The following is a 26,333-nucleotide window of genomic DNA, read 5'->3' on the forward strand; positions in this document are numbered from 1 at the left end:
TGGACCAAAAATTAACATAAATATAATGATATTTAAAGGATAAACAAGCACTAATGTGTTATTATTTAGTCTATGTGGTATAATATTAGAAGTTAATTAGATAATTTTTGGAGGAAAAGTGGAAAGAATAGTAGTAAGTAATAGTGGTCCATTATCCGGAAGCGTAAAGGCCTCTGGAGCGAAAAATGCTGCACTACCTATTATTGCGGCATCGCTTTTAGGAACAGAGCCAATTATTTTGGAAAATGTACCAAAATTAAGTGATATTGGAGTAATTTTAAAAGTATTAGAATCATTAGGTTCTAAAGTTAAATATTTAGATGAAAACACCGTTGAAATAGACTCTTCAAACTTAATAAGCCACGAGGCGCCTATGGAGCTTATGAATAGAATGAGAGCTTCATTCTTAGTAATGGGACCATTACTAGCGAGAAGAGGAGAGTCAATGACCTACCTACCTGGTGGATGTGCCATTGGTAAAAGGCCAATAGACTTACACCTTAAGGGTTTTAAGGCCCTAGGTGCAAAAATAAATGAAATCAACGACAGAATAGAAGCCGTTGCAGAAGGTGGACTTAAGGGAGATATAATCTATATTGACTTCCCTTCAGTTGGGGCAACTCAAAATATAATGATGGCTGCGACTTTGGCAAAGGGAGAAACAATTATCGAAAACGCTGCAAAAGAGCCAGAGATAGTTGACCTTGCAAACTTTTTAAACAAGCTAGGTGCAAATATAAAGGGTGCAGGTACTTCAGCAATTAGAATCAGAGGTGTTGAAAAGCTTGGTGGCGGTCAACATGCTATCATACCTGACAGAATAGAAGCTGCAACCTACATGATTGCGGCGGCTATGACAAGGGGCGACGTTACAGTAGAGAACTGTATTCCAAGCCATGTTATGCCAATTATAGCAAAGCTTAAGGAAGTTGGATGTAAGGTATATGTAAATGAAGACATGGGAGTTATTAGGATAATAGGAACTGAAGACCTAGTTGGTACAGATATAAAAACTCTGCCATATCCAGGCTTCCCTACTGATGCACAGGCACAGTTTATGGCGCTTTTAACCACTGCTAAGGGGCAGTCCATGGTTACTGAAACAGTGTTTGAAAATAGATTTATGCATGTTGACGAGCTTCTAAAGATGGGCGCGATTATTGCCACCGACGCAAGAGAAGCTAGAATTGCAGGAGTTCCAACCCTTAAGGGAGCACAAGTGAAAGCTACAGACCTAAGAGCTGGTGCGGCGCTAATACTTGCTGGACTTTATGCAGAGGGAAAGACATATATATCCGGTGTTGAACACATCGACAGAGGATATGAAGACATTGAAGGCAAGCTAAAGAATCTTGGTGCAAAAATAGAAAGAATTAATGAATAGGCGGGGGAAACCCCGCTTTTTTAAGATGGGATTATTATGGAAATTGAAGGCGTAGTAGAAAATATTATATTCAAAAATGAAGTGAATAACTATACGGTTTTAAGGATGAAGACCGACGACGGCGAAATAGTTGCCGTTGGATATATAGAGAATATTAAGGTTGGAGATAGCCTTGAAGTGGAAGGAGAACTTATTTATCACGACAAATATGGTGAGCAGATAAGCGTAAATAGCTATCATGTCACAGAAGGGTCTTCCAAAGTCTCCATTATAAAGTATCTGTCCTCCGGTGCATTTCCTCATATTGGTCCCGTTATGGCAAAGCGAATCGTAAATAGATTTGGCAAGGAAACTTTAAACATAATCAACGAAACGCCGTCAAGACTTCTTGAAATTGAAGGGATAGGCAAGAAGAAGTTTGAAGATATTGAACAGGCCATAAATGAGCAAGCAAAGAGCCAAGAGACAATTATGTTTTTGCAGGGACTGGGAATTAGTCCAACACAGGCCCAAAGGATCATAAAGGAGTATGGAGATGAAACCACTACGCAGATTAAGACAAATCCATACGCGCTTATTAATGATGTTTGGGGAATTGGATTTAAAAGGGCCGATGAGATTGCTTTAAAGACCGAAATTAAAAAAGATTCTCCATTTAGGATAAAGGCCTGCCTGTCCTACTTTTTAAATAACGAAGCTAATTCAAATGGCCACTGCTACATGCCCTATGAATTTACTCTTTCAAAAGTATGTGCCCTACTTGACCTTCCAAGGGAGGAAGTGGAAGAACATATTGCACCGGCTGTCTTTGATGGCACAATGGTATTAGATGAGTACAATGACGAAAAAATACTTTATACCCCTCATCTTTACGAGTCGGAGCTAAAGGTGGGAGAATCCTTCGGAAGGCTTTTGACAAACGAAGATATCTTTACGGGAATAGACTGGGATAAGGAAGAGAAAAAGATTTTAAAAGACAAGTCCATTACCTATGATGTAGAGCAGATTAATGCAATTAAGTATGCCTGCACTGAAAATATTCTCGTAATTACTGGTGGCCCAGGAACTGGAAAGACCACCATTGTAAAGCGCATTGTGGACATCTACAACGAGCACAAGTTAAAGGTGTTACTGGCGGCACCAACGGGGCGGGCTGCAAAGAGGATGGAAGAAACTTCTGGAATGGAGGCAAAGACAATCCATAGACTACTTGGTTACACTCCAGTGGACTCGGGACGAGGAATGATATTTGAACACAATCAAGAAAATCCTTTAGAAGGGGACATACTTATAATTGATGAAGCTTCCATGATTGACCTAATCCTATTGGAAAATTTATTAAAGGGAATTTCCGCACAGACGAAATTAATATTTGTAGGAGACATTGACCAGCTGCCATCCGTTGGAGCGGGCAATGTATTAAAGGATATAATCGACTCAAATTTAATAAAGACGGTAAAATTAAAAAAGATTTTCAGACAGGGGCAAGAGAGCAATATAGTTTTAAATGCACATAGGATAAATAGAGGAGAATTTCCAATCTTAAACGAAAAGGGAAAGGATTTTTATTTTATAGAGGAGAATGACCAGCTAAATATAAAAAAATCACTACTGAAACTTGTATCAAAGAGGCTTCCCGACTTCTATAACATAGAGAGCATCGAAGACATTCAGGTGCTTACGCCAATGAAAAAGACCAATATTGGAACAGTAGAACTAAACAACAGCCTTCAAGAAGTGCTAAATCCCAAGACTCCCGACAAAGAGGAGTTTGTAAAGGGAGATAGGATATTTCGAGAAGGTGACAAGGTTATGCAAATAAAGAACAACTACGAAAAGGAATGTAAAAATTTGCAGGGCCAGGTCACCCAGGGAGTGTTTAACGGCGATTTTGGAATGATAAAACACATAGACACCTACTATGACAAAATAGAAGTTCTCTTCGACAACGACAGAACCGTTTCCTATAGCTACAATGAAGTGGATCAGCTAACCCTTGCTTACGCCATAACCATACACAAGTCCCAAGGCTGCGAGTTTCCAGTGGTGGTTATTCCAGTTGGTCCAGGGCCATATATGCTAATGACAAGAAACTTAATTTACACAGCCATAACAAGGGCTAAAAAGCTTGTGGTAATGGTGGGAGATAGGAGATATCTTAGTGCAATGATACAAAACGAATATGTGGTTAATAGAAACTCCACACTAAAAAAGAGAATTGAAGAGTATTACAAAGTTTATGCGGGGATAGGAAAATAATATGTTTAACTTAATTGACCTTTTATTTCTTCCAAAAGACACATGTTATTGTTGTAAAGAGGAAGAAACCAAGGACTATATTTGCGATGACTGCATAAAGACATTGGAAAGAATAAATGACTTTAAGACAATTGAAGGCTCCATTTGCTATAGTCCCTATCTATATGCGGGCCATATGGAGAGAATGATAAAGGAATATAAATTTCGCGAGCAAAAATACTATGGAAAATTATTTGCAAAACTACTTTCGGACTTTTATATTTCCCATGAAATGGATTATGACATTCTTATTCCCATACCTCTGTCAAAGGAGAAGTATTTAAAGAGGGGATTTAATCAATGTGAGTTACTTTGTGAATTCTTGTCAAAACGCATAGGAGTGCCTGTTAATAAAGAAATTTTATTTAAAGTAAAAGATACTAAGGACCAACATCTCCTTTCAAAGTCGGAGAGAAGCAGGAATTTAAAATCAGCCTTTGAAGCAAAGAGCAAAAGAGAACTATTAGACAAAAAAATTTTAATTGTAGATGACTTACTAACATCTGGCTATACATTGCAAGAGGCCATAGTTACACTTAAAAAAGCGGGCTATAACAATATTGATGCCATGGTTATTGGAAAGGCAAAGCCAGAAAGTATTTTTAAAAGTGGAAGATAAAAACTGTTGAGGTATTCCCCAACAGTTTTTTTATGGTTATTTTGAATAACTTAAAGTTGTTACAAGTTCTTTTAAAAATTCCCACACCCTATTTACAGAATTTATGTCCACCCTTTCCTTTGGGGCATGCACATCATGCATGGTTGGGCCAAAGCTAATCATGTCCACATGGGGAAGATGTTTTTTCAAAATTCCACATTCTAAACCACAGTGAACCGTAAGAACAATAGGATCCTTATGATTAATTTTCCTATACACATCAACGGCAATACTTTTTAGCTTTGAGTTTTCGTCATGCTCCCAAACGGGGTAGCCTCCGTCATCCGTAAGTGTAAACCCAAAGGCATTTACGATGATTTCGTAAGTTGTTCTATATTCTTCAAGACTCGATGTTACTGTGGAACGAAGCAGTGCCACCAGGGATATGGCATTATTATCTTGTGTTAAAACTCCATTGGAGATGCTCGTTTGAACAAGCCCTTTTAATTCGGGATCCATATATATTACTTGCTCTGGAACAGCCATTAGGCAGTTTAAAATATCTTTTTGACATTCACTGGTCCATACCTTTTCAAAAACTTCATCAGACCTTTCAATATCTATCTTTGCAAGTGGGTCGGTGTTTCTATGTTCAAAAACTAAAGTCTTTGCTCTTTTCTCTATTTCAGTAATAGCTTCATTAGTAGCATAAAAATATACCTTGCCAGTGGATGGAATTGCATTTCTCTTATAGCCCGCCTTAACATGGGCAATTTCAACTCCCTCTATGCCATGAAATAGCCTTGTGAAAAATTTTATGGAATTTCCCCTAAAGTTTTCTATTTGCATACCAGAGTGGCCGCCCTTTAATCCATATATATGCATGGTGTAGAGGTCTTTTAAAGTTGGCTCTTTAAACTCTAACTCTTTAGTGGAAGTCATAGTATAGGCACCGGCACATCCAACAAAAAGGTCTCCTTCAAGTTCGCCGTCCATATTAATAAGATAATTTCCTTCTAGGTCTTCACCCTTAACCCTTGAAGCACCACCCATTCCAAGTTCTTCCATGGTAGTAAGAAGTATCTCTAGGTTTGAATGGGGTATGTCGCTATCTAAAAGGGCAAGGCAATAGGCAACGGCAATGCCATTATCTGCACCAAGGGTGGTGTTATCTGCAGAAAGCCATCCATCTTTAACCTTTAATTTAAGCGGGTCCTTTAAAAAGTCATGCTTTGAATCTTCCGTCTTTACACAGACCATATCCATATGGCCCTGAAGTATTATGGTGGGTCCATCTTCAAGCCCCTTTGTGGCAGGCTTTTTAATTATTACATTATTAACTTCATCCCTCTTTGCATAAAGACCTCTCTCCTTTGCAAAGTTCAACATATATTCGCTTATTTCTTTTTCATTTTTCGATCCCCTGGGAATATTGCTTATCTCTTCAAACCAATGAAGCACATCCTTAGGTTCTATACCTTCTAACATATTATCTCCTGTACTTAATTTCTTAATATTATTTTACAACAATTTAGTATATGTTAAAAATAAAATCCAAGTCATATGGGTATATTAATGAATAATAATGGTTTAAGACAGGTTAAAGGAAACTAATTTAAACTAAAGACAATGAGGTGATAAAAATGAATGACGATAGATTCGAAAATGACGAATATGATTTTAATAATGAAAGAGATGAAAACAGATATTATTATAATACAGGAGATTCTGAATATTATAATGGAAACTACACAAACCCCTCTCCTACCATGGATGATATTAGAAAAGCTGTAAGAGAGGAAGTTAAGAAAGCTCCTAAAAAGAAGACTCCTTGGCTTAGAATAATTATTATTACATTATTATTTTCAGTTTTGTCCTCCATGGGAACAGCTGTTAAGGTAAAGGAAATAGTTGAAGCGGAGTATGGAAGAACAAGTCAAAGTTCTGAGGGTACTAAGACTACCATAAATGTTAAGGGCGATGAGAATGTGGAAAATGCCATTGCAAAAAAAGCAATCCCTTCTGTAGTTGGAATTACTACCGTAACCCAATCAAACGACATATTTAATATGAATAAATATGTTGAAGGAGTAGGTTCTGGAGTAATTGTAAGCTCTGACGGATACATCCTTACAAACTCCCATGTTGTTGGCAATGGTAGGGCAAAGGAGATGAATGTTGTTTTCAGCAATGGAGAAAAAACTCCTGGAAAACTTATTTGGCAAGACGAAAGCCTAGACCTTGCTGTAATTAAGGTTGAAAAGACAGGTCTTCCTGTAATGGACATTGGTGACTCCGATAAGGTTTCAGTAGGAGACAAGGCGGTTGCCATAGGAAATCCACTTGGTCTAGACCTACAATCCACATTGACTTCAGGTTATATCTCTGGGCTAAATAGAACCATAAATATGGAAAACGGCTCTTCAATGGATGGACTTATTCAAACTGACGCCGCAATAAATGGTGGAAACTCTGGTGGTGCATTACTAAATTCAAAGGGACAACTAATAGGAATAAACACTGCCAAAGCCAGTGGTGGTGAAGGAATTGGATTTGCTATACCAATTAATATTGCAAAGTCAATTGTAAATGAAATCAAAGAAAAAGGTAATTTCGAAACAGTAAAACTTGGTATTCAAGGTGTTGATTTAAAAATTTATGAAAAGTACTTCCAAGTAAACAGTGGAGCAGAAAATGGAGCAGTAATAATAAAAGTTGAACCAATATCTCCAGCAGGTAAAGCAGGACTTCAAGCAAATGATATAATTCTTAAAATAGGCGACAAGGACATTAGTGGAATGAATGACATTAGAAAAGCGCTTCTAGACTATAGAATTGGCGACGAAGTTGAACTTGAAATCTTACGAAACGGAAAGAATGAGAAAGTAAAATTAAAATTTGAAGAATTTATGCAAACTGAAAACTAGAAAAGGGCGTAGAGATACGCTCTTTTTTATGATTTTTTATGATTTTAAGCTATAATAATAGGGAGGTGAATTTATGAAAAAGAAAATAATATCATTATTATTAATTTTTACAATTGCATTAACAGCTTGCGGCAAGCAAGATAATATTAAAGGTAGTGACGTGTCAGAAAATGTGGCAACAGAAGAAAATGTTTCAAAAGAGTTGGAGAAACATTCGAACACATTCTTTGACGTATTCGATACAGTAATAGACTTTACTGCATACACTGAGAGCGAAGAAGAGTATGAAAAGTACTATGACATTGTAAAGTCTGAGTTTGAAAGACTTCACAAACTATATACTCACTTTGACGACTATGAAGGCATAAACAATATTAAGACCATTAACGACAACGCAGGGATTGAACCTGTAAAGGTTGATAAGGATCTATTTGACCTTATAAAGTTTTCAAAGGATATGACTGAAAACTATTCTGACAAAACAGACATGGCATTTGGACCAGTTTTAGATGTGTGGCATAAATATAGGGAAGATGGACTAAAAAATCCAGATAGCGCAAAGGTTCCAACAATGGAAGAGCTAGAAAAGGCAAAGGAACATATTGATATCAACAAGGTAATCTTAAATGAAGAAGAGTCTACAGTGTTCCTAGAAGAAAAGGGAATGTCATTAGACCTTGGGGCCACATCAAAGGGCTTTGCATCACAAATTGTTATGGATGAGGTAAAAAAAGCAGGATGTAAATATGCCATTCTTTCAGCTGGAGGAAACATAGTTGCTCTAGAACGTCCAATGATTGATGGAAGAGATGTATGGGCCATAGGAGTTCAAGACCCTGACATTGATGGAGAAGAAAATAAAGAACCTATCGAAGTTATTAGAGGAAATAATATTTCCGTTGTAACCAGTGGAGACTACCAAAGATTTTACACCGTTGATGGAAAGAGATACGCTCATATAATTGATCCAGATACACTACAACCGGCGGACAAATTTAAATCTGTAACCATAATTGCAAAGGAAAGTGGCATTGCAGACTATCTTTCAACTACACTGTTTATCTTGGACCAAGAAGAAGGACAGAAACTTTTAGAGAAGTTTGATGGAGCAGAAGCAATGTGGGTTTATAAAGATGGCACTACAAAAGAAACAGAAGGTTTTAAAGAGTATACAAAAGAATAGGGCTTCCTCATTTTAGTGAAAATTGACAAAAAAAAATAAACTATATAATATATCCAAACTAAAGGAGGAGTTATGAAAAAAGATATTAAATTAAGGAATGTTATATTTCCAATTTGGATGCTTTGGATGCTTCCACCAGTTTGGCTTGTGGTCATTCCAGCAAACATTATAATTGACTACTTGGTTTTAAATGGAACATTAGGATATCTCAAAGTGGAAAATAAAAAGCAAGTACTCTATGTAGTTTTAGCAAAGACCGTAATATTTGGATTTTTAGCAGATATTATTGCATCAATCCCACCAATTTTACTAAATATAGTTTTCTCTCCAGAATACAACACAGACCTTGGAAAGTGGTGGCAAAAGAATATAGACCCTATGAATTATAGGCCATATGAATCCATAATAGCAGTTATAATACTTCTAATTTGCGTTATCCTTGGAGGATTTTTAATATATTACTTCAATAAAAAATTCATCTACAAGGATATGGACTTAACCAAACATGAAAAGTATATACTTGCAAGAAACATGGCACTTATAACGGCACCATATTTATTTTTAGTACCAACAGCATGGCTTGTTAGGTAGAAGCTGTTCCTAAAGAAATAGATATGACGAAATATAATGACTAATAAACTAGAGATGAGGCAAAGTTCTCGTCTCTTTTTTATTTGCCTCAATAGAAAAATAGTACCAATTGGGCTATAATTGTTATTAAAGAAATATTTTTAAAGAATAAAAAAATATTATAAATTCTAGAACTCAAGGAGAAGACGATGCCAAACTCTAGTGAAAAATTTATTTTTGTATTTGACTCAAATGGCGTTAGGAGCTTTAATTGCAAAAATGACCTGACCATTGGTGCTGGAAGTGACGAGTCAATTGCAGATGTAATTATAAAAAAGGATGGTGCAAGTGAAGTTATAGGAACCTTTGAGCTTAGTGAAAAGGGTTATATTTATACAAATCTAAGTGAAAGAATGGACACCTGGATTAATTTAAATCATCTTGATAAAAATGTTGGAGTTGTTTTAAAAGATAACACCCATATACTTTTTACAGATGATAAAAAGGACATGGTTTCTATTTTTTATACTGGAGACAAAGAAAGATGTAATAATCCTTGGAAGGTTTTAAATCAAAAGCAAATTAAGTCCAATAAAATAGCAAAAGGTATGAAAGTTGGCGAATGCACTATTAATGGCGATGAAGTTTATATAAAGCATCATAATTTTTGCATTTATCAGAAGATAAATTCTTCGGGAAAGGTAAACAAGATTAACTATAACGAAAATCTTTCCATTAGAATAAAAGAAAGACTTGGAAGTGAAAAGGGTAAGGCTAGAAGGCTTTTAAAAGACACTAACCTTGATATAGAACCTAGGGAGATGGTCCTTGTAATTGGTGGATCTGGGGCAGGAAAGACAACCTTTGTAAACGCAGTGTCGGGATATGAAAAGGCAAATGCTGAAATACATTACAAGGGAATTGACCTATACGAAGACTCTGCAAGGGTTAGAAAGCTCGTAAGACTTGTGCCTCAGTTTGATACCCTTAGGGACAAGGACACGGTGTACCACACATTAAAAGACGCTGCCATGTTACAGCTTCCAATGGAAGTGGTTAAAAATAAAGAAAAATTAAAGGAAAAGATAGAAAATATTTTAAATATTTTTGGAATGGAAAAGGAAAGAAATAATTTTGTAAGTAAGCTTAGTGGTGGACAGAGAAAGAGACTTAGTATCGCCGTTGAATACATTTCTGAACCTGAAATATTTTTCTTGGACGAACCTGACTCTGGACTTGACGCCGGATCTGCAGAAATGGTTATGAAACAGGTTAGACATATTGTGGATGAAGAAAAGATTGCCATAGTCATCTCCCACTCACCGGACAGACTTAGGGATTTATATGACAAAATCTTAGTCATTGCCAAGGACTCGGTGGAAAACTGTGGACAGATGGCGTTTTACGTAAGTATTGATGATGCGCTGGAATTTTTTGGTGTAAATCACTTGGAAGACATAGTTAAGCTAATAAATAATCAAGAAAAGGCGGATTATTTTATAAATAAATTTAAGAGTGGTGATTTAAATGGATAGAGATGTTTATTCTTTACAATTGAAGGTATATTTTAGAAAGTACATGCGTGTGTTTTTTAACTCCAAAGGCCTTTTAAAAATACTTTCCACATTTATCATTACAGCCATTGTGCTTTCTGCAACTAGTGAACAGGCATTTGAACGTTATGACGAGACTAGAATGGCGGCATTTGCAATAGTCTGTGCCTGTATTTGGACGGGGCTATTTAACTCCATAGAACTTATATGTTCTGAAAGAAATTCCATTAAACAAGAACATAAGTCGGGAAATGTTGAGTATTCAGTATTTTTATTTGCCCATATGATGGTGGAATTTATACTATGTTTTGTTGAAGCTATAATTATATCAGCCATGATATTATTTGTTTATAGTGAAAAATTTACGGTTGATAACAAACTAGACATAGCAAGGGTAATGAGCTTGGGCTTTTCAATACTTTTAATCATCTATGCATCGGATATGCTAGGACTGATGATATCGTCAATTGTAAAAAACAACAAGATGGCCATGACCATTATGCCCTTTGCTCTAATAATTCAACTGGTTCTTTCAGACTTTATATTTCAACTGGAAGGCTGGAAGATATATTTATCAAACTTTACAATTGCCAAATGGGGTCTAAGAGCATTGGGGATATCCATAAAATTTAATACCATGGAAACTGCTTTGCCAGATGCGGAAGCAAAAAAATTAGACTTTCAAGCCAAGGAGACCATCGAAAGATTTTTGGGACTTACAAGACAAAAATATAAAAATGATTACAAACCAAACCTAAAAAACATACTAATTGTATTTTTAGTGCTAATTATTTTTATTGTAATTCAGGCATTGATTTCAAAACTTGCGCTGGAACGCATTGACAAGGACGAAAGATAGGTGTATTTATGTATAAATGTAAAAAATGTGGAAATATGGTACCAGAAGGAAATAAATTTTGTGGCGTCTGTGGAACTAAAGTGGAAGAAAAACACGAGAATAATCAAAGAATTATTATAGAAGATTATGACGACTTAAAAAATAAGGGAAAGAGCTTTAATAATAAAAAACCAAATCCAAAGCTGTGGCTTATTATTGGTGTTGCATTAGCGTTAATTGCAGTTTTTATTATAATTAAAATAAAAAACTCCAACTTAAATCCACTGGTAAAGACCATAAGTATATCTGACTTTATTGAAGAACCAGTATTTGAAGGGATTGATGGAGAGGGAACCCTAGACCAAGATAGTATAGAATTTAATCGAGATATGCTGGAAGATAAGCTTAGGGAAAAACTTGGAGAAGAAAAGGACATTAATGTATCTGAAATTATAGACAACTTTACATTTTCAGTGGACCCAATTGATAAGCTTAGCAATGGTGACAAAGTTACAGTTATTGTAGAGATGAGAAATAAGAAAAATATTCAAGATAACTTGGGAGTTAAATTTACAAACCCTAGTAGAGAATTTAAAGTAATCGGTTTAAAAGAATTATACTCTATAGATCCCTTTGATGGCTTTAAACCAAAGTTCACAGGCATCTCTCCAAAGTTAAAGATTAAGATTACTAATTCAAAGCTAAAGGTTGGAAGTAAACTTGAAGAAGCTTTGGGCTCAGCCAGTGGTTACTACGATGTATATATAGATGGAAAACTTATGGATGAAGACGAAGATGTTAAAATTGGAGACAATATTAAATTTAAACTAAATCAAGATGGAATAGACAGGCTTCATGAAAATGCATATAAGCCAAGTGTTTTAGAAAAGGAATACAAAGTCACAAATAAAGACGCCAGGGCCTATATTGTGTCAAAGGAAGAGCTTGATAAGGATTTTTTCAATAAAATAAAGGAACAAGCCCAGTCCATAATAAAGTCAGACCTGGCATCGAGAAATAACGCTGACAATCCAAATTACGAAGGCTTTTATTTCTTAACGCCAAAGGAAAGTGGATGGAAATCCAGTGGACTATTTGAAAATTACAATATTCCTGTTATGTACTTGGTGTACTCATACAATGTTGAAAAATCAGATGAAACTATAAAGGAATACACTGCAGTTGAAGTAATAAATTTCTTAATAGATAAGGTTGATGGAGACTTAGTGGATGAGGAAGATGATGAAGATACAGCAGATGAAAAAGAAAAAATAAAAAGTGAAGTTTCATCAAATGAGCAAAAACCGGAACAGATTATAGACTATGAAAATATTAAGAAGGTATATGGAAGCTATAAGACATTGGATGAACTAAAGCTTGATTTAGTAGAGTCAAAACTAAAAGACTATAACTATGAAGCTTATGATGGAGTAAAATAAATTAGAGAGATCGTCAAGCGTTGACGATCTCTCTTTAAGAAAATAGAGGTAATAATATGAGAATGAGAAAAAAACACTGGGCCATACCTATGTTAACGGAAAATCCATACATATACATGAAACCAAAGGGAGGAAGTGGGCAGTGGCAAGAAAAATTTAGAAAGCAGCAGCCCATTCACTTAGAAATTGGAGCGGGACGAGGAGACTTTTTAGTTGAAATGGCAAGGCAAAATCAAAATATAAACTATATTGCCATGGATAGAGAGGCCAATGCATTTGTAGAAGCAGGAGAAAAGATTAAAGAGGCAGAGCTTCCTAATATTATAGGAATACTGGGAGATGCGGATCATCTTTTAGATATCTTTGGAGAAGGGGAAATTTCAAAAATATATATTAACTTTTGTAACCCATGGCCAAAGAATAGACATAAGAAGAGAAGACTTACCCACCCAATATTTCTAGAAGTGTATAAGAAGATATTGAAAGAAAATGGCGAAATAGAGTTTAAAACTGACAATGATGAGCTTTATGAAGATAGTATAGATTACTTCGAAAAGGAAGGCTTTGAAATTGAAGTTATGGATAGGGACCTTAGTATTAATGAAGATGAATCCATTTCTTATTATGAAAGCAAGTGGAGAGAGCAGGGGATTAAAATAAAATTCCTAAAAGCTAGATACAATAAAGAAAAATAGCAAACAAAAAAAGGCAGGATAACCTGCCTTAATTTTTTGATTTAAATGAAACCTTTGTCTTTAAGGATTGCTGTTGCTTTTTCATGGTTTGCTTCAGTAATCATTACGATTGGACCTGTACATCCCATACCACTTTCAGCGTAGATTCCTTCTTTCCAAAGAGCTTGTACTGCATCTTCTAGGTCAAGAATTTCAATTCCTGAAATAGAGTCAGTTACAACTTCTTTAGGAGGAGCTTCTACTGTTTCAGTTTCTTCAGCAGCTTCCTTCTTAGGTTGTAATGTTTCTATTACTTTATCATAAGATGCTTTTTCAACAGCTTTATATTCGTCAGCTTTAACTTTCATAAAGTTACCCATTACAAGGTCAGCAGCGTACTTAATTGCGTGAGCAACTACTGGAGCTCCTGATGCTCTTGAAACTATACAGATATTTCTATCAAAGTCTTTGCCAACTCCTGGACCGTATCCAAAGCCAGTTGCTTCATAGCTTCCGCCTGTTGAGAAAGCTGAGAATACTTTCATTAGGATATTACCTGTTAATGAGTCAGTAACACAAACATCTGGAACGCCTCTTAAGATATCATTACCTCTTAGTACAGCACCGCCATCAGCTCTTACTGATTCAGCTAATTCTAAGTCATATCCATTTTCTATTAATGTTTCTAATGCTCTTTCAACTTGCTTTGCACCGTCAACGTTTAAAACGCCAACAGTTGGTGTTTCAATTCCTAAACTCTTAGCAACTGAAACACCTGCAATAGCATTTCTTAGCATTCCTTCAACTCTATTTAGAGATGAAGTACCAGTTGTTGTAGCAATAAGCATTTCTCTTCCTGTGCTAGGAGCAACAACTCTACCTATAGTAGAAACTCCAATAGGGAATGTGTAGTGCAATGTTACACAACCATCTATAACTTTTTTATCAAGTAACTCTTCCATTTTCTTATGAGCTTCGTCTTCTGAAGAAACTTCATAAGTTTCTAAATCGCATCCTTCTTGTTTAGGTCCGATTAGAACAATGTCATAGGCTGGAGACTTTGCAAGTCTTGCAGCTTCCAACATGTTTTCTACACCATGTTCACTTCCTAATATTGTAAGACCTATTTTAGGTTTTTTAGCAAATGAACCACTTTCAATACCTTCAGCGATTTCTAAAAGAGCCTCTGCAATAATATTCTTAGGCATATAACCACTCCTATTCTGCAAGCATATTAGATGCTAATTCTCTTAAGGATTCTCCGATTATTTTCTTAATTTCGTCTCTTGATACTCCTGATCCTTCAGCTTCAGCTTCTTCTCCAGGGTTTCTTTCAGCAATGAATGAAACACCATCAAATAGGTTTGTAAGTCTTCCTAGGAATAGGGATCCTTTACCTATGAACATTACTCTGTTCTTGTCTCCTGTAGTAAGATCATCTATACAGAATCCTACATATGGTGCTCCTGAAGGAATATGTCCTTGAGTTGGTGCCCAACCAGGTAGTCCATAAGTTGTAGCAAATGATGGGATATCAGTTCTTTCTAATGCACCGCTCTTAACTCCTAGTGCAGCAATCATCTTGAAGTTTGCTTCTGGTACATTACCTGCTCCTGCTGGAACTGTAATATCAGGGTTTTGCATTTCTACTGAGAATGTATCTACATCTGTTATCTTTAGGTCAGCCTTATCTAAAGCGTTAGTAACTAATGAAGTCATAACAGCTTGAGGTGATGAACCTGTACCTACAGTATGCTTTCCTGTAATGTGAGTTCTTATGACAGGGGATACGCCGTCATTTTTAGATATAACAACTGCGAAAGTTCCTACAACGTCTTCAAGAACAGGATAATCTTTCTTAACGTGGTCTTTAGCGTTCATACCAAGTTTTGCAGTTGATCCACCTGCAACAACTAATACATTGTCATATACTCCAGCTTCAACTAATGCTGCAGCTTGAATAAATGAGTGGATAGGTGCAGCACAGAATCCTCTTGTGTCGGAACCTGATGCATTGTTTAATCCAACTTTTTCAGCGATAGCTTTTGCGAAGTTTCCACCACCTCTTTGGTTAACGTCTCCGCAGGCTTCTTCTGAACATTCTATAACATAATCTATCTCATCTTTAGTAATATTATCATGTGATTGGAATAAATAATCAGCACATAGTACAGCTGAAGCCTTAGAAACAAGGTTTTCAAACATTGTATGTGCGTTTAAGTTAACGTCAACGTCGTGAGCTTGTTTAACAAGTCCAACTAGTTTTCCGTCCATGTAAAGTCCTTCTGCCTTGTGTTCGTCAAGTAGGTGTTTGCTTGCTTCAATATCTGAAGGCTTAACCTTTGCGAAAGACTCAGCTAAATGTGGATAGTTTTCTTCAAATTTAGGTTTTACAGATTCGATAAACTCTTCAGATAGTTCAACTAATTCAAAAGAGTCACAAATCTTAATAGCAGCGATAAATTCATCTTGTGGAACGATTTCACCGAACTTACCTTTTCTTTGACCTTTGCATTCTTTATCAAACCAAGGTAATTCGTAGTTGTTTAATTCTTCTGGTCTCATATTACCAATATAAACTTGGTTTGGTAAATAATTTACAACTTCTTCATAACTTCTAATGTGATCTCCAACAACCTTCAAGAATTCTGAACCAGGGTTAGTAACTCTTTCAGTTGAAGTTGTAGAACCGTTTTGTATAATCATATCTGGTGTATGAATTAATACATATCCGGCACTCTTAAAAACAGGTAGTGTCATAAAAAAACCTCCATTGTAATTATAGCTTCTGCCCCAAAAAGGAGCAGAAGCATTTTTAATTTTGTTATTTAAAAGATTAAAAATTAATCTTCAAAAACTGTTTGACCATCCACTGGAGTTGTTAAAGCCTTAAGAGCTTTTTCAACTAAGTGTCTTCTTAATTCTTTCTCTTCCTTAGGATCCAATGATGGGTTTCCTAATGGGTGAGGAATAGCTATTGTAGGTACTATTCTGTTAGCTCCTACTGTTAATGAGATAGGAACTACTGTACACATGTGAACTACAGGAATACCATATGCTTCGATACCTTTTACCATTGTTGCACCGCAACGTGTACAAGTACCTCACGTAGATGTTAAGATAACTGCATCTACGCCATCTGCTTTTAATTTTGCGCCGATTTCCTCAGCGAATCCCTTAGCAGATGCTACTGCTGTACCATTTCCTACTGTAGCATAGAAATGGTCATATATTTTTCCAATCTTACCTTCTTTTTCCATTTCTCTAAGAACGTCAACTGGAAGAACTCTATCTGCATCTTCATTTGCATAAGTTGGGTCATAACCACCGTGAGCTGTTTCATAAGTTGATTCATCAAGGTTATCAACTCCAGCGATTGAGTATTCACCATATTTAGAAGCTGATGAAGATTCGATTCTGTCAGGGTTTCCTTTTGGAACAATACCACCAGAAGTTACTAAAGCGATAGTAGCTTTTGATAGGTCTTTAATTGCTTCACCAGGTTCAACTCTGTCGAAAGTAGGCATTGGATATTCTGTAACGAATTCTTCACCTTTGATTTTCTTAACAAGCATATCAACTGCTCTTTCAGAACCTCTTTTTTCAGCAAAGTAGTTAACTCTAACTCCTCTTTCGATATAACCTTCTTCTTCAGGTCCAAGAACTTCTTCGCCCTTAGCAAGCTTTTGAGCAAGCTTTGCAATAGCTGGAAGAGCCTTTCTCATACCTGCAGCTGAGTTAGCTGTAGAGATTATATATACGTCCTTCTTGAACATGTCTGCACCTGGGTTTTCAGGATACATACCTGTTATTGAAGGGATGTTTAATTCATCTTTAACCATTTTAGTTACAGTTCCTGCTGCAACTCCGTAACGTCCGGCGTTGAAAGCTGGTCCTGCGATAAATAGATCAGGTTCAAAAGATTTTATCATATCTAAAACCTCTTTACTTGCTGATTCCATATTTTCTCCGAAGTAACTGTCACCACAAACAACAGTACCTACTATTTCAAATCCTTCTCCTAGTTTGGCACTTAGTTGTTTACTAACTGGAGGTAACTCTTCAGCAATAAAAGGCGCTATGTCGGCCTTTTCTTCGCCACCAATACCAGCAAAGAATTGGTTTATATAATGAACGACTTTAATGTTCGCCATTGATACATCCTCCTTTTTATAAGATTTTTTAAAATTCTACTCTAATTATCCTCTGATGTCTTGCATTTCAGAAGTGATTTCGTCAACGTCAAGTACCATTTCCATCATACCGATTTGTTCATCGTAAACTTCTGGATCGAATTCTTCCTTCATAGGTTCTTCGATTACGTGGTAACATGCTAAGTTAAGTTCTACACCAGCTAGAGGACCAGCAAATGTAGGGTCACCAGTTGTTACAGTTTCAGCTGCTAAACCTGCAGCTCCTGCCTCACCAGCACCTAGAATAACAACAAGATTTTCAGGACCATACTCTTCAGCAGCTTCCTTAATTCTCTTTTGGTTTTCTAAGTCCATGGCTCCGGCACTAGTTCAGACAAAGCACTCAGTAGATGCGAATATTACTTCTGTATTTGCAACAGTGTTTACACACTCTTCAATAGCAGGAGCAGGGATTCCATCACGGTCGCCAACGATTATGATTTTTTTGTTTTCTAATAAACTCATGACATCCTCCTGTTTAATTTATTTGTTTAGTTTAGTTGTTAGTTTTGTTTAGTTTAGTTGTTTAAGTTGTACGGTCGAATTAATAACCTTTAGCAGTTAAATAATTGAAACCTGTTTCGTTAGTTGCACCAGTTATAGCTTGAATTTCTACTAAGATAGTTCCATCTTCTCTTAGAGAACCCTTAGCTCCACCAGCTATAATGTCAACAAATTCTATATGACCAATAATCTTGTCTAACTTAGGAAGTATAACCACTTGGTTAGCATTTCCACCAGTAACTACTGCGTTTGCTCTTTCGTCAGCGTCAGCTAATGATTGAGAAGCACCGTCTCTACCAGCATATTCGTCAGTTACGATTACAGTCTTAACATTCTTCATCTCGATCTTCTTGCAGTTCATGATTAAGTCTGTATCTGGGTTACCGAAACCTTCTTGAGATACGATAACTGCGTCTACTCCAAGGTATTCAACTAACTTTGCAGTCCAGTTTGAAGATCTTTCCTTATCCATTAGATATACGTTCTCGTTAGTGATTATTACACCTAGGAAGTTGTAGTCTTTACCATGTCTTGCATAAAGGTCTTCTATAACTCCATTGTTTAAGTGAACGTATGTTGGGTTCTTATCGCATGCGGATACACAGTTACCACTTACGATTGCTCCATCCATAACTTCTGTTGGGTATAGGATTGTAGGTACTATTTGTTTAGCATCTACACCGTAAACGTATGTGTCATGTAGCAAACCTTGAGTTTGTAGCATGTATACATAAGCTACCTTTGGAAGATCAGGATATTCATTAATTTGCTCTAATAATGGTTTAGTTTCATAAGTTACTACTTCATCTGGAGTAAGATCTTTTGCAAGTCTTCCGATGTAATCAGCAGCCTTAAGACCAATCATTCTTATTGCGTTTTCGTGAACATGTTGCTTAATACCATCGATTGGCTCAGCTATAATAACTAAGTTTACAGTCTTTGAGAAAGGAGTGTATTTTGCACCTTCTCCAACCATATCAATGATACCTTCTTGGAAACCAACTATCTTACCAGTAGTAACAACAGCCATTCCCTTAAGAGCATGTGTTCTACCTTGACCAACGGTATCAACTTTATTAAGGATTCCAGGGAAAATTTCTCCAGGTCCTTCAACCTTAACTCTTGGTTCAAGAACGTCCTTAACAGGTGTTATTCTTACGCTTTCGCCAGGTCTTGCTATGTCAAAGTCAATTGACTTAACATGCTCGTCTCCGCCGACAGCTTCTAATAACTCATCCTTACTTACATAAAGGACACCGTCTTCGATTTTTGATGAATCAGAAAATTGTATATCTTTTATAAAGATTTTACCTAATTCTAATTTCATTCCACACCTCCGACTAAATTTTTTTATATAAAACACCACAATTGGTGATTTATTCAATTAAAAGTTTTCATTTATATATTTTTCTGCGCTTATAGATGCTATTGCACCGTCAGCTGCAGCTGTGACAATTTGTCTTATAGGAGTTACTCTAACATCTCCCACAGCAAAGACGCCAGGGATATCAGTTCTCATATCTCCGTCGGTGACTATATACCCATTTTCAAGATTTGTAAACCCATTTACTAAGTCTGAATTTGGCTTAGCACCGATGAATACGAAGACTCCCATAACAGGGTCACCATCTGTTTTAGAGATTTCAGTAATCTCTCCTGTAGAAGAATTTTTAAAAATCACCGAGTCAACAAAGTTTTCTCCTTTGATTTCTTGAATCTCTTCTTCAGGCAGGAAGTGAATTTTTTCATTCTTCCTTGCTCTCTCTAAGATAACTGGAGTTACCTTTGAAAGATTTTTTCTATGAGCAAGATATACCTTTCTTCCAAACTTAGTAAGCTCTATGGCTTCTTCAAAAGCGGAATTACCACTTCCTATAACCACTATGTCTAAGTCTTTGAAGAAAGCTCCATCACAAGTTGCACAGTAAGAAACTCCCTTTCCAGAAAATTCCTCTTCGCCTGGCACATTTAGCTTTCTTGGTTTTGCTCCAGTTGCAATTACGATTGTCTTTGACTTGAAAGTATTTTTTTCGCATTCTACAGACTTAATTTTTTCATTAAAGTCTATCTTAACAACTGTATCTGTTACAAACTCTGTACCAAAACTTTCCGCTTGCTCTTTGAATCTATTAGTAAGGGATAGGCCTGTTGGATTTTCTATTGAGCCTGGATAGTTTTCAATGCTACCAGTAGAAAACATCTGCCCGCCCAAACTTTCTTTTTCGATAACTAGAGTTTTTAGATTTGCTCTTGAAGAGTATAGTGCACAGCTAAGTCCAGCTGGGCCGCCACCAATAACAATAATATCGTAAATATTATCCATGTTACCTCCAATTATCCAATTCTTTCTAATGCATTGTCAATCAAGTCCTTGTCAATGACTTGAAAGTCATCTAGGATATCTGCAGTCCATTTCCAGTCTTTGTTAGTCTTATAAAATTTTTCTGCAGTCTCAATTGCATTTTCTAAAAGATTGACTGAGTCATAGTTAAGTTTATTCCCTTCTTTTAATACTATGGTTCTATAAACTGTTTCATATGGTTTAACAGAACCGTATAGGGGATGAGTTAGAACTTCGTAACCTTGGTGAACAAGATCTCTTGTTTCCCTTAACACTGACAGATAATCTTCTTCTAAGTATCTCACTACATATCCTTCTTTTTCGAATCCTAAGAATTTAGGATTATTTGTAATAATTAGCATAGACACTCCTTATAAGATTAATCATTTATTAATTAGTTAAGGAAAAATAAAAAAAACGACAATAGAATTTGCCTTATCCTCTGTCGCGTACTTCAGAACTCAGTCCCATCACAGTCCTTTTACCTGAGAATTTCGAAAACTATTGGCGAAAGTTTCCTTGTCCCTTCGGTGCCGAAGTCTCTCCCGTGATGTTCATACCGATAATATTTAGTTATTTCCTTAACTTGCACTATAATAATATCATCAGAAATTAAAAAAGTCAACGAAATTTGATGAAATACGCCAATATTTATTTAAAATATTACAAAAAAGTCAAAAATAGAAAAAATTAACAATAAATAAATTTAAAGCTTTAATGTTTTCGCAATTTACATTACACTTAATACATGAACTTAGAATTAATTTAAAGATGGGAGATAGAAATGCAAAAGAAAGATCTGTTTAAAAAGATACCTCAAGTTGAAGAGATTTTAAAAAATTCTAGAACAGAAGAGCTGGACTACTCAAGAGTTTTAAAAACGAAAGCGACGAGAGAAGTGCTAGAGGACATAAGAAATAAAATTATTCAGTGTAAAGAAGAAGATGCAGAAAAACTTTCTACAGAGATTAATGATGAAAATATTATTATAAAGGTAGAGGAAAGACTTTACAAAGAATTTTCTCCTTCCTTATTAAAGGTAATAAATGGAACAGGAACCATACTTCATACAAATTTAGGAAGGTCGTTACTAGATGACTCTATAAAGGAAGATATTTGGAATATAATTTCAAGTTACTCCAACCTTGAGTATGATATTGCAGAAGGTAAGAGAGGCTCTAGATACTCCCATGTAACAAAAATGATTAAACTTCTTTTTGGAGTGGAGGATGCTCTCATAGTAAATAACAATGCAGCGGCGGTGTTCTTGGTTCTAAATACTTTTGCCAAGGACAAAGAAGCCATAGTTTCAAGGGGCGAACTTGTAGAAGTTGGCGGTGCTTTTAGAATACCTTCCGTAATGGCCATGAGTGGAGCAAACCTTGTGGAAGTTGGATCAACTAATAAGACGAGAGTAGAGGACTACGAAGAAGCTATTACAGAGGAAACTGCTGTTTTAATGAAGGTTCACACTTCAAACTACAAATTAATTGGCTTTACCGATGCGGTTTCAAATAGGGAATTAAAAGAACTGGGTGACAAATATGACATTCCAGTAATGGAAGACTTGGGCAGTGGAGTTTATTTTAATATGGAAGAGTATGGACTTCCCCACGAGCCGACCATATCAGAGTCAATTAAGTCAGGAATTGATTTAATAACTTTCAGTGGTGACAAATTACTGGGAGGACCTCAAGCGGGAATCATCGTTGGAAAGAAAGAATATATAGACAAGATGAAGAAGAATCAAATTCTTAGGGCGTTAAGAGTGGATAAGTTTACACTTGCGGCGCTAGAATGCACCATCAGAATGTACTTTGACGAAGAAAAGGCGAAAAAGCATATTCCAACTATTAGGATGATAACACTTACTCCTGAAGAACTTTTTGAAAAAGCGCATGTGCTCAAAGGAAAAATAGACAGTAGAGATAGTAGGATTAATGTATATATAGAAGATGGAAAGTCAACGGTAGGAGGAGGCTCCATGCCGGGAGAGGAGTTTGACTCCAAGGTAATCGTCTTAAGTGGCGATGGATTAACTGCAGACAAAATCGAAGAGACATTAAGACTTTCTTCATCACACATTATAGGAAGAATAAAAGACGACAAGTACATGCTTGACTTAAGAACTTTAAACGACAAAGATTTTGATACAATAGCTGAAGAAATAGAGAACTGTTTTCCAAGGAGATAATGATGAAAAATATTATAATTGGTACAGCGGGTCATATTGACCATGGTAAGACAACTTTAGTAAAGGCACTAACAGGTAGGGAGACTGATACATTAGATGAAGAGAGGAAGAGAGGTATATCCATTAACCTAGGATTTACTTACCTTGACCTACCAAATGGAAATAGAGTTGGTATAGTGGATGTGCCTGGCCATGAAAAGTTTATTAAAAACATGATGGCAGGGGCTACTGGAATAGATTTGGTACTATTCATAATTGCGGCGGATGAAGGAGTTATGCCTCAAAGCCGTGAACACTTAGATATCCTTTCATATATGAATGTGCATAGGGGAATTATCGTTGTTACAAAATGTGACATGGTTGAAGATGACTACCTTATGCTAATTGAAGAGGAATTAAAAGAGTTTTCAAAGGGGACATTTTTAGAAGATGCCCCTATTATAGAAGTAGACTCTATCTCTGGAAGGGGAATTGAAGAGCTTAAAAATGTAATTGCAGAAGAAAGTGAAAAGGTGGAAGAAAAGAAGAGCGACACACCTTTTAGAATGAATATTGACAGGGCCTTTCCTGTAAAGGGAATAGGAATTGTAGTTACAGGAACTCTAATGGAAGGAAAGATTTCAAAGGGAGAAGATCTTGTAATCTATCCTTCACAAAAGGCTTGTAAGGTAAGATCCATCCAAGTTCATGGAGAAGACGAAGACACAGCATATGCGGGACAGCGAACTGCCATTAATCTCTCTGGGATAAAGTCTGGAGAAATTGAAAGGGGAGATATTATAGCACAGGAAGGTTCAATGATAACTACAAATATCATTGACTGTAAGGTTATAGTTTCAAAAACCTCCGACTTCCCAATTCATCACTGGATGAGACTTAGACTTGGCATTGGAACAAGGGAAATCTTCTGTAGGGCAGTTCCCCTTGACAGTGAAGAGATAGCACAGGGGGAAGAGGGATTTGTACAACTGCGCCTGGAAGAGCCTCTAGTTTGTAGAAATAGAGATAGATTTGTACTACGTTCATATTCACCAGTGGAAACCATTGGTGGTGGAGTTATTATTGAACCGATGGCAAAAAAACATAATATTGACGAGGAGCTAGTTAAAGAGCTTCAACTAAAAGAACAAGGTGAACTTAACGACATAATCGTTCAATTTGCAAACTCTGAAGACGAGTTGTTATCCTTAAAGGAAATTGTGTCATATACTGGAGAAAACAAGGACGTAGTTAAAGAGGAAGTTGAAAAGCTAATCGAAGACGAAAAGATAATTAAAATTGTGGACAGATATGTCAGCGAAGAAGTGTTGTTGAGAATAATTGGAAATATAAAAGATATTCTTGAGAAGTTCCATGACAAAAATCCACTTTCACTTGGTATGACTAAGAACGAAATCTTGACTCAAAGTTTATATGCGCCAAACCTTAGAGAGCTGGAACATATACTAAAGATTATGAAGAAAAGAGAAATTATAACAGAGTCAGGGGACTATTTTGGATTAGAAAGCCACAAAATAGTATTAAATCCTAAACAGGAAAAAACAAAACAAGAATTAATAAATGAGATTAAATCAAATGGACTTGAAAAGATAGAAAATATAAAATCACTATCTCGTAATGACAAAGAGAGAAGACATGTTTTAGATTTTATGATTGGAAAAGAAATTTTAGTCTTTGGAGCTGAAAACAACGTTCTTTTAAAAGAGGACTTCGAAAAGGCAAAAGAGGGAATTATTAATCATTTAAAAGAAAATGAAAGGATAACAGTTTCAGAAGCCAGGGATATTTTAAAATCAAGTAGAAAAAATGTGCTTTTAATATTGGAATACTTCGACAGTATTAAGCTGACAAAAAGAGTGGATGATTATAGAGTTATGTTATAAAAAGGCAACGATGCAAATATAAAAAATAAGTTTTCTTTTATTTAAGAAATGTGTTAAAATAATAGTAACATGGGAGTGAATGAGTGCTGGTGTGCTCTCTGGTCTTCAAAACCAGTATGAGGGGTTAGGAGCTTCTTGGGTGGGTTCGATTCCCACGCATTCCCGCCACTATTATATTTTGGTGGCATGAAAGGGGAAGAAGGGTGTGAGTGGTTCTAATTACTGCTCACGCCAGGAAAACGTTTAATCAAAAACAAGGAGGATAGTATGAACGTTTTGTTATTTGGTGCTGCTGTTGATACGGCTACAAAAATTGTTAATGCCGGTAATGGCATAATTTGGAACAAATTGCTAATGGTATTATTACCAGTAGTAGGGCTATTTTTTACAATTTATTTAGGATTTCCTCAATTTGCAAGATTTGGAGCTGCATTAAAACAAACCTTCGGCGGTCTTTTTGATAAAGAAGAAAATGCTAGAAGAAAAGCAGCTGGAGAAATTTCATCATTCCAAGCGTTAGCAGTAGCTATCGCAGCACAAATTGGTACAGGTAACGTAGCAGGGGTTGCTACAGCTATACTATCAGGTGGTCCTGGAGCTATATTCTGGATGTGGGTAGCTGCATTATTCGGAATGGGTACAATATTTGCGGAAGCAGTACTTGCTCAAAAATATAGAACACTTGATGAAGATGGTAACCCAGTAGGAGGACCTGCTTACTACATTAGTGAAGGTTTAAAAAACAAGAAATTAGGAAAAGGATTAGCAGCATTTTTCTCAGTTGCCATTATATTAGCACTAGGATTTATAGGTAATATGGTACAATCAAACTCAATGGCATCTGCAATCCACGCAGCATTTGGATTTAGCCAACTAGCTATCGGTATTTGTATAGCAGCAGTTGCAGCACTTGTATTTATTGGTGGTATTAAGAGAATTGCAAACTTCGCAGAAATGGTAGTTCCAGTAATGGCACTTGTATATGTAGTACTTGCAATAGTAGTATTAGTTAAATTTAAATCTAATATTGGACAAGCTTTTGGACTTATTTTCAAAGGCGCATTTGAACCACAAGCAGTGCTTGGTGCAGGAGCTGGTATCACAGTTAAACTTGCAATAAGATTTGGTGTTGCAAGAGGATTGTTCTCTAACGAAGCTGGTATGGGTTCTACACCTCATGCTCACGCTACAGCAAAGGTTAAACACCCAGTTGAACAAGGTTTAACAGCTATGCTTGGTGTATTTATAGACACTGGTGTTGTTTGTACAGCAACAGCCCTTGTAATTCTATTAACAGGAGCTTTTGACTCAGGACTTGCTGGCCCACTTATGACACAAGAAGCATTCCATATTGCATTCGGTTCATTTGGTAAAGCAGTACTTGCAATTTGTCTAACAGCATTTGCATTCACTACTGTAATTGGTTGGTACTACTTCGGTGAAACCAACATTAAATATTTATTTGGTAATAAGGGACTTATGCCTTACAGAATCATAGTTATAATTTGTATAGTATTAGGTTCAATGTTTGAAATTGAATTCGTATGGTTACTATCAGACTTCTTCAATGGTTTAATGGTATTCCCTAACTTAATAGGTTTATTATTCCTTCATAAACATGTAAAAGAACTTGAAAAAGATTATGACCAATTAAAACAACTTGGTAAAATCTCATATGTTTACGAATGGGAAAAGAAATAATAATAGAATCTCCTTTCATTATTAGGTAGCAAGGCTTAGTCCTTGCTATCTTT

Annotated in this window: 21 protein-coding genes, 1 tRNA gene and 1 riboswitch; of the genes, 14 read left to right on the forward strand and 8 right to left on the reverse strand. The window is 36.1% G+C overall.

What is annotated here, in order from left to right:
- Positions 1-118: 118 nt before the first annotated feature.
- Genes murA through WKS98_RS04905 form a run of 3 tightly spaced genes read left to right on the forward strand, consistent with a single transcriptional unit; the run spans position 119 to position 4,301 of the window.
- A complete protein-coding gene (gene murA, locus WKS98_RS04895; protein WP_498917402.1) occupies positions 119-1,384 on the forward strand; it encodes a UDP-N-acetylglucosamine 1-carboxyvinyltransferase in 1,266 nt (421 codons plus the stop codon).
- A gap of 36 nt (positions 1,385-1,420) precedes the next feature.
- On the forward strand, positions 1,421-3,643 hold the full coding sequence (gene recD2 / locus WKS98_RS04900) for an SF1B family DNA helicase RecD2 (RefSeq protein ID WP_498917404.1): 2,223 nt from the start codon (positions 1,421-1,423) through the stop codon (positions 3,641-3,643).
- Between the two features lies 1 nt (position 3,644).
- Positions 3,645-4,301: a ComF family protein gene (locus WKS98_RS04905; RefSeq protein WP_498917406.1), complete on the forward strand. Its 657-nt coding sequence runs from the start codon at positions 3,645-3,647 to the stop codon at positions 4,299-4,301.
- Between the two features lie 36 nt (positions 4,302-4,337).
- Here the strand turns inward: WKS98_RS04905 and pepD are convergent, their stop codons facing one another.
- Entirely contained in the window at positions 4,338-5,768 is a 1,431-nt protein-coding gene (gene pepD, locus WKS98_RS04910) for a beta-Ala-His dipeptidase (protein ID WP_498917407.1), read from the reverse strand.
- A gap of 155 nt (positions 5,769-5,923) precedes the next feature.
- On the opposite strand from pepD, the gene WKS98_RS04915 reads away from it, so the two are divergent.
- The 7 genes from WKS98_RS04915 to trmB all read left to right on the forward strand — a co-directional run bounded on the left by WKS98_RS04915 (position 5,924) and on the right by trmB (position 13,485).
- Positions 5,924-7,207: a S1C family serine protease gene (locus WKS98_RS04915; RefSeq protein ID WP_498917408.1), complete on the forward strand. Its 1,284-nt coding sequence runs from the start codon at positions 5,924-5,926 to the stop codon at positions 7,205-7,207.
- A 73-nt stretch (positions 7,208-7,280) separates the two neighbouring features.
- Positions 7,281-8,390, forward strand: a complete 1,110-nt coding sequence (locus WKS98_RS04920) for an FAD:protein FMN transferase (protein WP_498917410.1) — start codon at positions 7,281-7,283, stop codon at positions 8,388-8,390.
- A 72-nt stretch (positions 8,391-8,462) separates the two neighbouring features.
- Positions 8,463-8,981 carry a hypothetical protein gene (locus tag WKS98_RS04925; RefSeq protein WP_498917412.1) on the forward strand — a complete coding sequence of 173 codons (519 nt, stop codon included), beginning with the start codon at positions 8,463-8,465 and terminating at the stop codon, positions 8,979-8,981.
- A 188-nt stretch (positions 8,982-9,169) separates the two neighbouring features.
- Positions 9,170-10,495, forward strand: a complete 1,326-nt coding sequence (locus WKS98_RS04930; protein WP_498917413.1) for an ATP-binding cassette domain-containing protein — start codon at positions 9,170-9,172, stop codon at positions 10,493-10,495.
- Positions 10,488-11,372, forward strand: coding sequence for an ABC transporter permease (locus WKS98_RS04935; RefSeq protein ID WP_498917415.1), 885 nt, complete (start codon positions 10,488-10,490; stop codon positions 11,370-11,372). The genes WKS98_RS04930 and WKS98_RS04935 overlap by 8 nt, the downstream gene beginning before the upstream one ends.
- An 8-nt stretch (positions 11,373-11,380) precedes the next feature.
- A complete protein-coding gene (locus WKS98_RS04940) occupies positions 11,381-12,790 on the forward strand; it encodes a zinc-ribbon domain-containing protein (RefSeq protein WP_498917417.1) in 1,410 nt (469 codons plus the stop codon).
- A gap of 56 nt (positions 12,791-12,846) precedes the next feature.
- On the forward strand, positions 12,847-13,485 hold the full coding sequence (gene trmB / locus WKS98_RS04945; RefSeq protein WP_498917419.1) for a tRNA (guanosine(46)-N7)-methyltransferase TrmB: 639 nt from the start codon (positions 12,847-12,849) through the stop codon (positions 13,483-13,485).
- 41 nt (positions 13,486-13,526) lie between these two features.
- On the opposite strand, the gene grdD is transcribed toward trmB, so the two are convergent.
- From grdD to WKS98_RS04980, 7 genes are all read right to left on the reverse strand, one after another.
- Positions 13,527-14,672 (reverse strand): glycine/sarcosine/betaine reductase complex component C subunit alpha, encoded by a 1,146-nt coding sequence (gene grdD, locus WKS98_RS04950; protein ID WP_498917421.1) that lies wholly within the window; start codon positions 14,670-14,672, stop codon positions 13,527-13,529.
- Between the two features lie 10 nt (positions 14,673-14,682).
- On the reverse strand, positions 14,683-16,224 hold the full coding sequence (gene grdC, locus WKS98_RS04955; protein WP_498917422.1) for a glycine/sarcosine/betaine reductase complex component C subunit beta: 1,542 nt from the start codon (positions 16,222-16,224) through the stop codon (positions 14,683-14,685).
- 83 nt (positions 16,225-16,307) lie between these two features.
- Complete coding sequence (gene grdB, locus WKS98_RS04960; protein ID WP_498917423.1) at positions 16,308-17,618, reverse strand: glycine reductase complex selenoprotein B; 1,311 nt, start codon at positions 17,616-17,618, stop codon at positions 16,308-16,310.
- 45 nt (positions 17,619-17,663) lie between these two features.
- Positions 17,664-18,122, reverse strand: a complete 459-nt coding sequence (gene grdA / locus WKS98_RS04965; RefSeq protein ID WP_498917425.1) for a glycine/sarcosine/betaine reductase complex selenoprotein A — start codon at positions 18,120-18,122, stop codon at positions 17,664-17,666.
- 79 nt (positions 18,123-18,201) lie between these two features.
- On the reverse strand, positions 18,202-19,488 hold the full coding sequence (locus tag WKS98_RS04970; RefSeq protein ID WP_498917427.1) for a glycine/sarcosine/betaine reductase component B subunit: 1,287 nt from the start codon (positions 19,486-19,488) through the stop codon (positions 18,202-18,204).
- 57 nt (positions 19,489-19,545) lie between these two features.
- Positions 19,546-20,484: a thioredoxin-disulfide reductase gene (trxB, locus tag WKS98_RS04975; protein ID WP_498917429.1), complete on the reverse strand. Its 939-nt coding sequence runs from the start codon at positions 20,482-20,484 to the stop codon at positions 19,546-19,548.
- A gap of 11 nt (positions 20,485-20,495) precedes the next feature.
- Positions 20,496-20,864, reverse strand: a complete 369-nt coding sequence (locus tag WKS98_RS04980) for a GrdX family protein (protein WP_498917430.1) — start codon at positions 20,862-20,864, stop codon at positions 20,496-20,498.
- 101 nt (positions 20,865-20,965) lie between these two features.
- A riboswitch (glycine riboswitch) is annotated at positions 20,966-21,060 on the reverse strand.
- Between the two features lie 226 nt (positions 21,061-21,286).
- Between WKS98_RS04980 and selA the strand changes: the two genes are divergently transcribed.
- The 4 genes from selA to WKS98_RS05000 all read left to right on the forward strand — a co-directional run bounded on the left by selA (position 21,287) and on the right by WKS98_RS05000 (position 26,280).
- The gene (selA, locus tag WKS98_RS04985) at positions 21,287-22,696 is read left to right on the forward strand and encodes an L-seryl-tRNA(Sec) selenium transferase (RefSeq protein ID WP_498917431.1); all 1,410 of its coding nucleotides are present in this window, start codon (positions 21,287-21,289) and stop codon (positions 22,694-22,696) included.
- Positions 22,697-22,698: 2 nt separating this feature from the next.
- Entirely contained in the window at positions 22,699-24,579 is a 1,881-nt protein-coding gene (selB, locus tag WKS98_RS04990; RefSeq protein WP_498917433.1) for a selenocysteine-specific translation elongation factor, read from the forward strand.
- 71 nt (positions 24,580-24,650) lie between these two features.
- Positions 24,651-24,747: transfer RNA gene (locus WKS98_RS04995), tRNA-Sec, on the forward strand.
- Positions 24,748-24,846: 99 nt separating this feature from the next.
- On the forward strand, positions 24,847-26,280 hold the full coding sequence (locus WKS98_RS05000; protein WP_498917436.1) for an alanine/glycine:cation symporter family protein: 1,434 nt from the start codon (positions 24,847-24,849) through the stop codon (positions 26,278-26,280).
- The last annotated feature ends 53 nt before the right edge of the window (positions 26,281-26,333 follow it).

It is taken from the genome of Lagierella sp. ICN-221743, assembly GCF_037890055.1.
Classification (GTDB): Bacteria; Bacillota; Clostridia; order Tissierellales; family Peptoniphilaceae; genus Mediannikoviicoccus.

Bases quoted from the DNA above. Each gene is read 5' to 3' on its own strand.
- trxB (WP_498917429.1), bottom strand. From the start codon at position 20,484: ATGGATAATATTTACGATATTATTGTTATTGGTGGCGGCCCAGCTGGA.
- grdD (WP_498917421.1), bottom strand. From the start codon at position 14,672: ATGCCTAAGAATATTATTGCAGAGGCTCTTTTAGAAATCGCTGAAGGT.
- WKS98_RS04925 (WP_498917412.1), top strand. From the start codon at position 8,463: ATGAAAAAAGATATTAAATTAAGGAATGTTATATTTCCAATTTGGATG.
- WKS98_RS04970 (WP_498917427.1), bottom strand. From the start codon at position 19,488: ATGAAATTAGAATTAGGTAAAATCTTTATAAAAGATATACAATTTTCT.
- trmB (WP_498917419.1), top strand. From the start codon at position 12,847: ATGAGAATGAGAAAAAAACACTGGGCCATACCTATGTTAACGGAAAAT.
- selA (WP_498917431.1), top strand. From the start codon at position 21,287: ATGCAAAAGAAAGATCTGTTTAAAAAGATACCTCAAGTTGAAGAGATT.
- pepD (WP_498917407.1), bottom strand. From the start codon at position 5,768: ATGTTAGAAGGTATAGAACCTAAGGATGTGCTTCATTGGTTTGAAGAG.
- selB (WP_498917433.1), top strand. From the start codon at position 22,699: ATGAAAAATATTATAATTGGTACAGCGGGTCATATTGACCATGGTAAG.
- WKS98_RS05000 (WP_498917436.1), top strand. From the start codon at position 24,847: ATGAACGTTTTGTTATTTGGTGCTGCTGTTGATACGGCTACAAAAATT.
- recD2 (WP_498917404.1), top strand. From the start codon at position 1,421: ATGGAAATTGAAGGCGTAGTAGAAAATATTATATTCAAAAATGAAGTG.
- WKS98_RS04915 (WP_498917408.1), top strand. From the start codon at position 5,924: ATGAATGACGATAGATTCGAAAATGACGAATATGATTTTAATAATGAA.
- grdC (WP_498917422.1), bottom strand. From the start codon at position 16,224: ATGACACTACCTGTTTTTAAGAGTGCCGGATATGTATTAATTCATACA.
- WKS98_RS04980 (WP_498917430.1), bottom strand. From the start codon at position 20,864: ATGCTAATTATTACAAATAATCCTAAATTCTTAGGATTCGAAAAAGAA.
- WKS98_RS04905 (WP_498917406.1), top strand. From the start codon at position 3,645: ATGTTTAACTTAATTGACCTTTTATTTCTTCCAAAAGACACATGTTAT.
- WKS98_RS04930 (WP_498917413.1), top strand. From the start codon at position 9,170: ATGCCAAACTCTAGTGAAAAATTTATTTTTGTATTTGACTCAAATGGC.
- WKS98_RS04920 (WP_498917410.1), top strand. From the start codon at position 7,281: ATGAAAAAGAAAATAATATCATTATTATTAATTTTTACAATTGCATTA.
- WKS98_RS04940 (WP_498917417.1), top strand. From the start codon at position 11,381: ATGTATAAATGTAAAAAATGTGGAAATATGGTACCAGAAGGAAATAAA.
- WKS98_RS04935 (WP_498917415.1), top strand. From the start codon at position 10,488: ATGGATAGAGATGTTTATTCTTTACAATTGAAGGTATATTTTAGAAAG.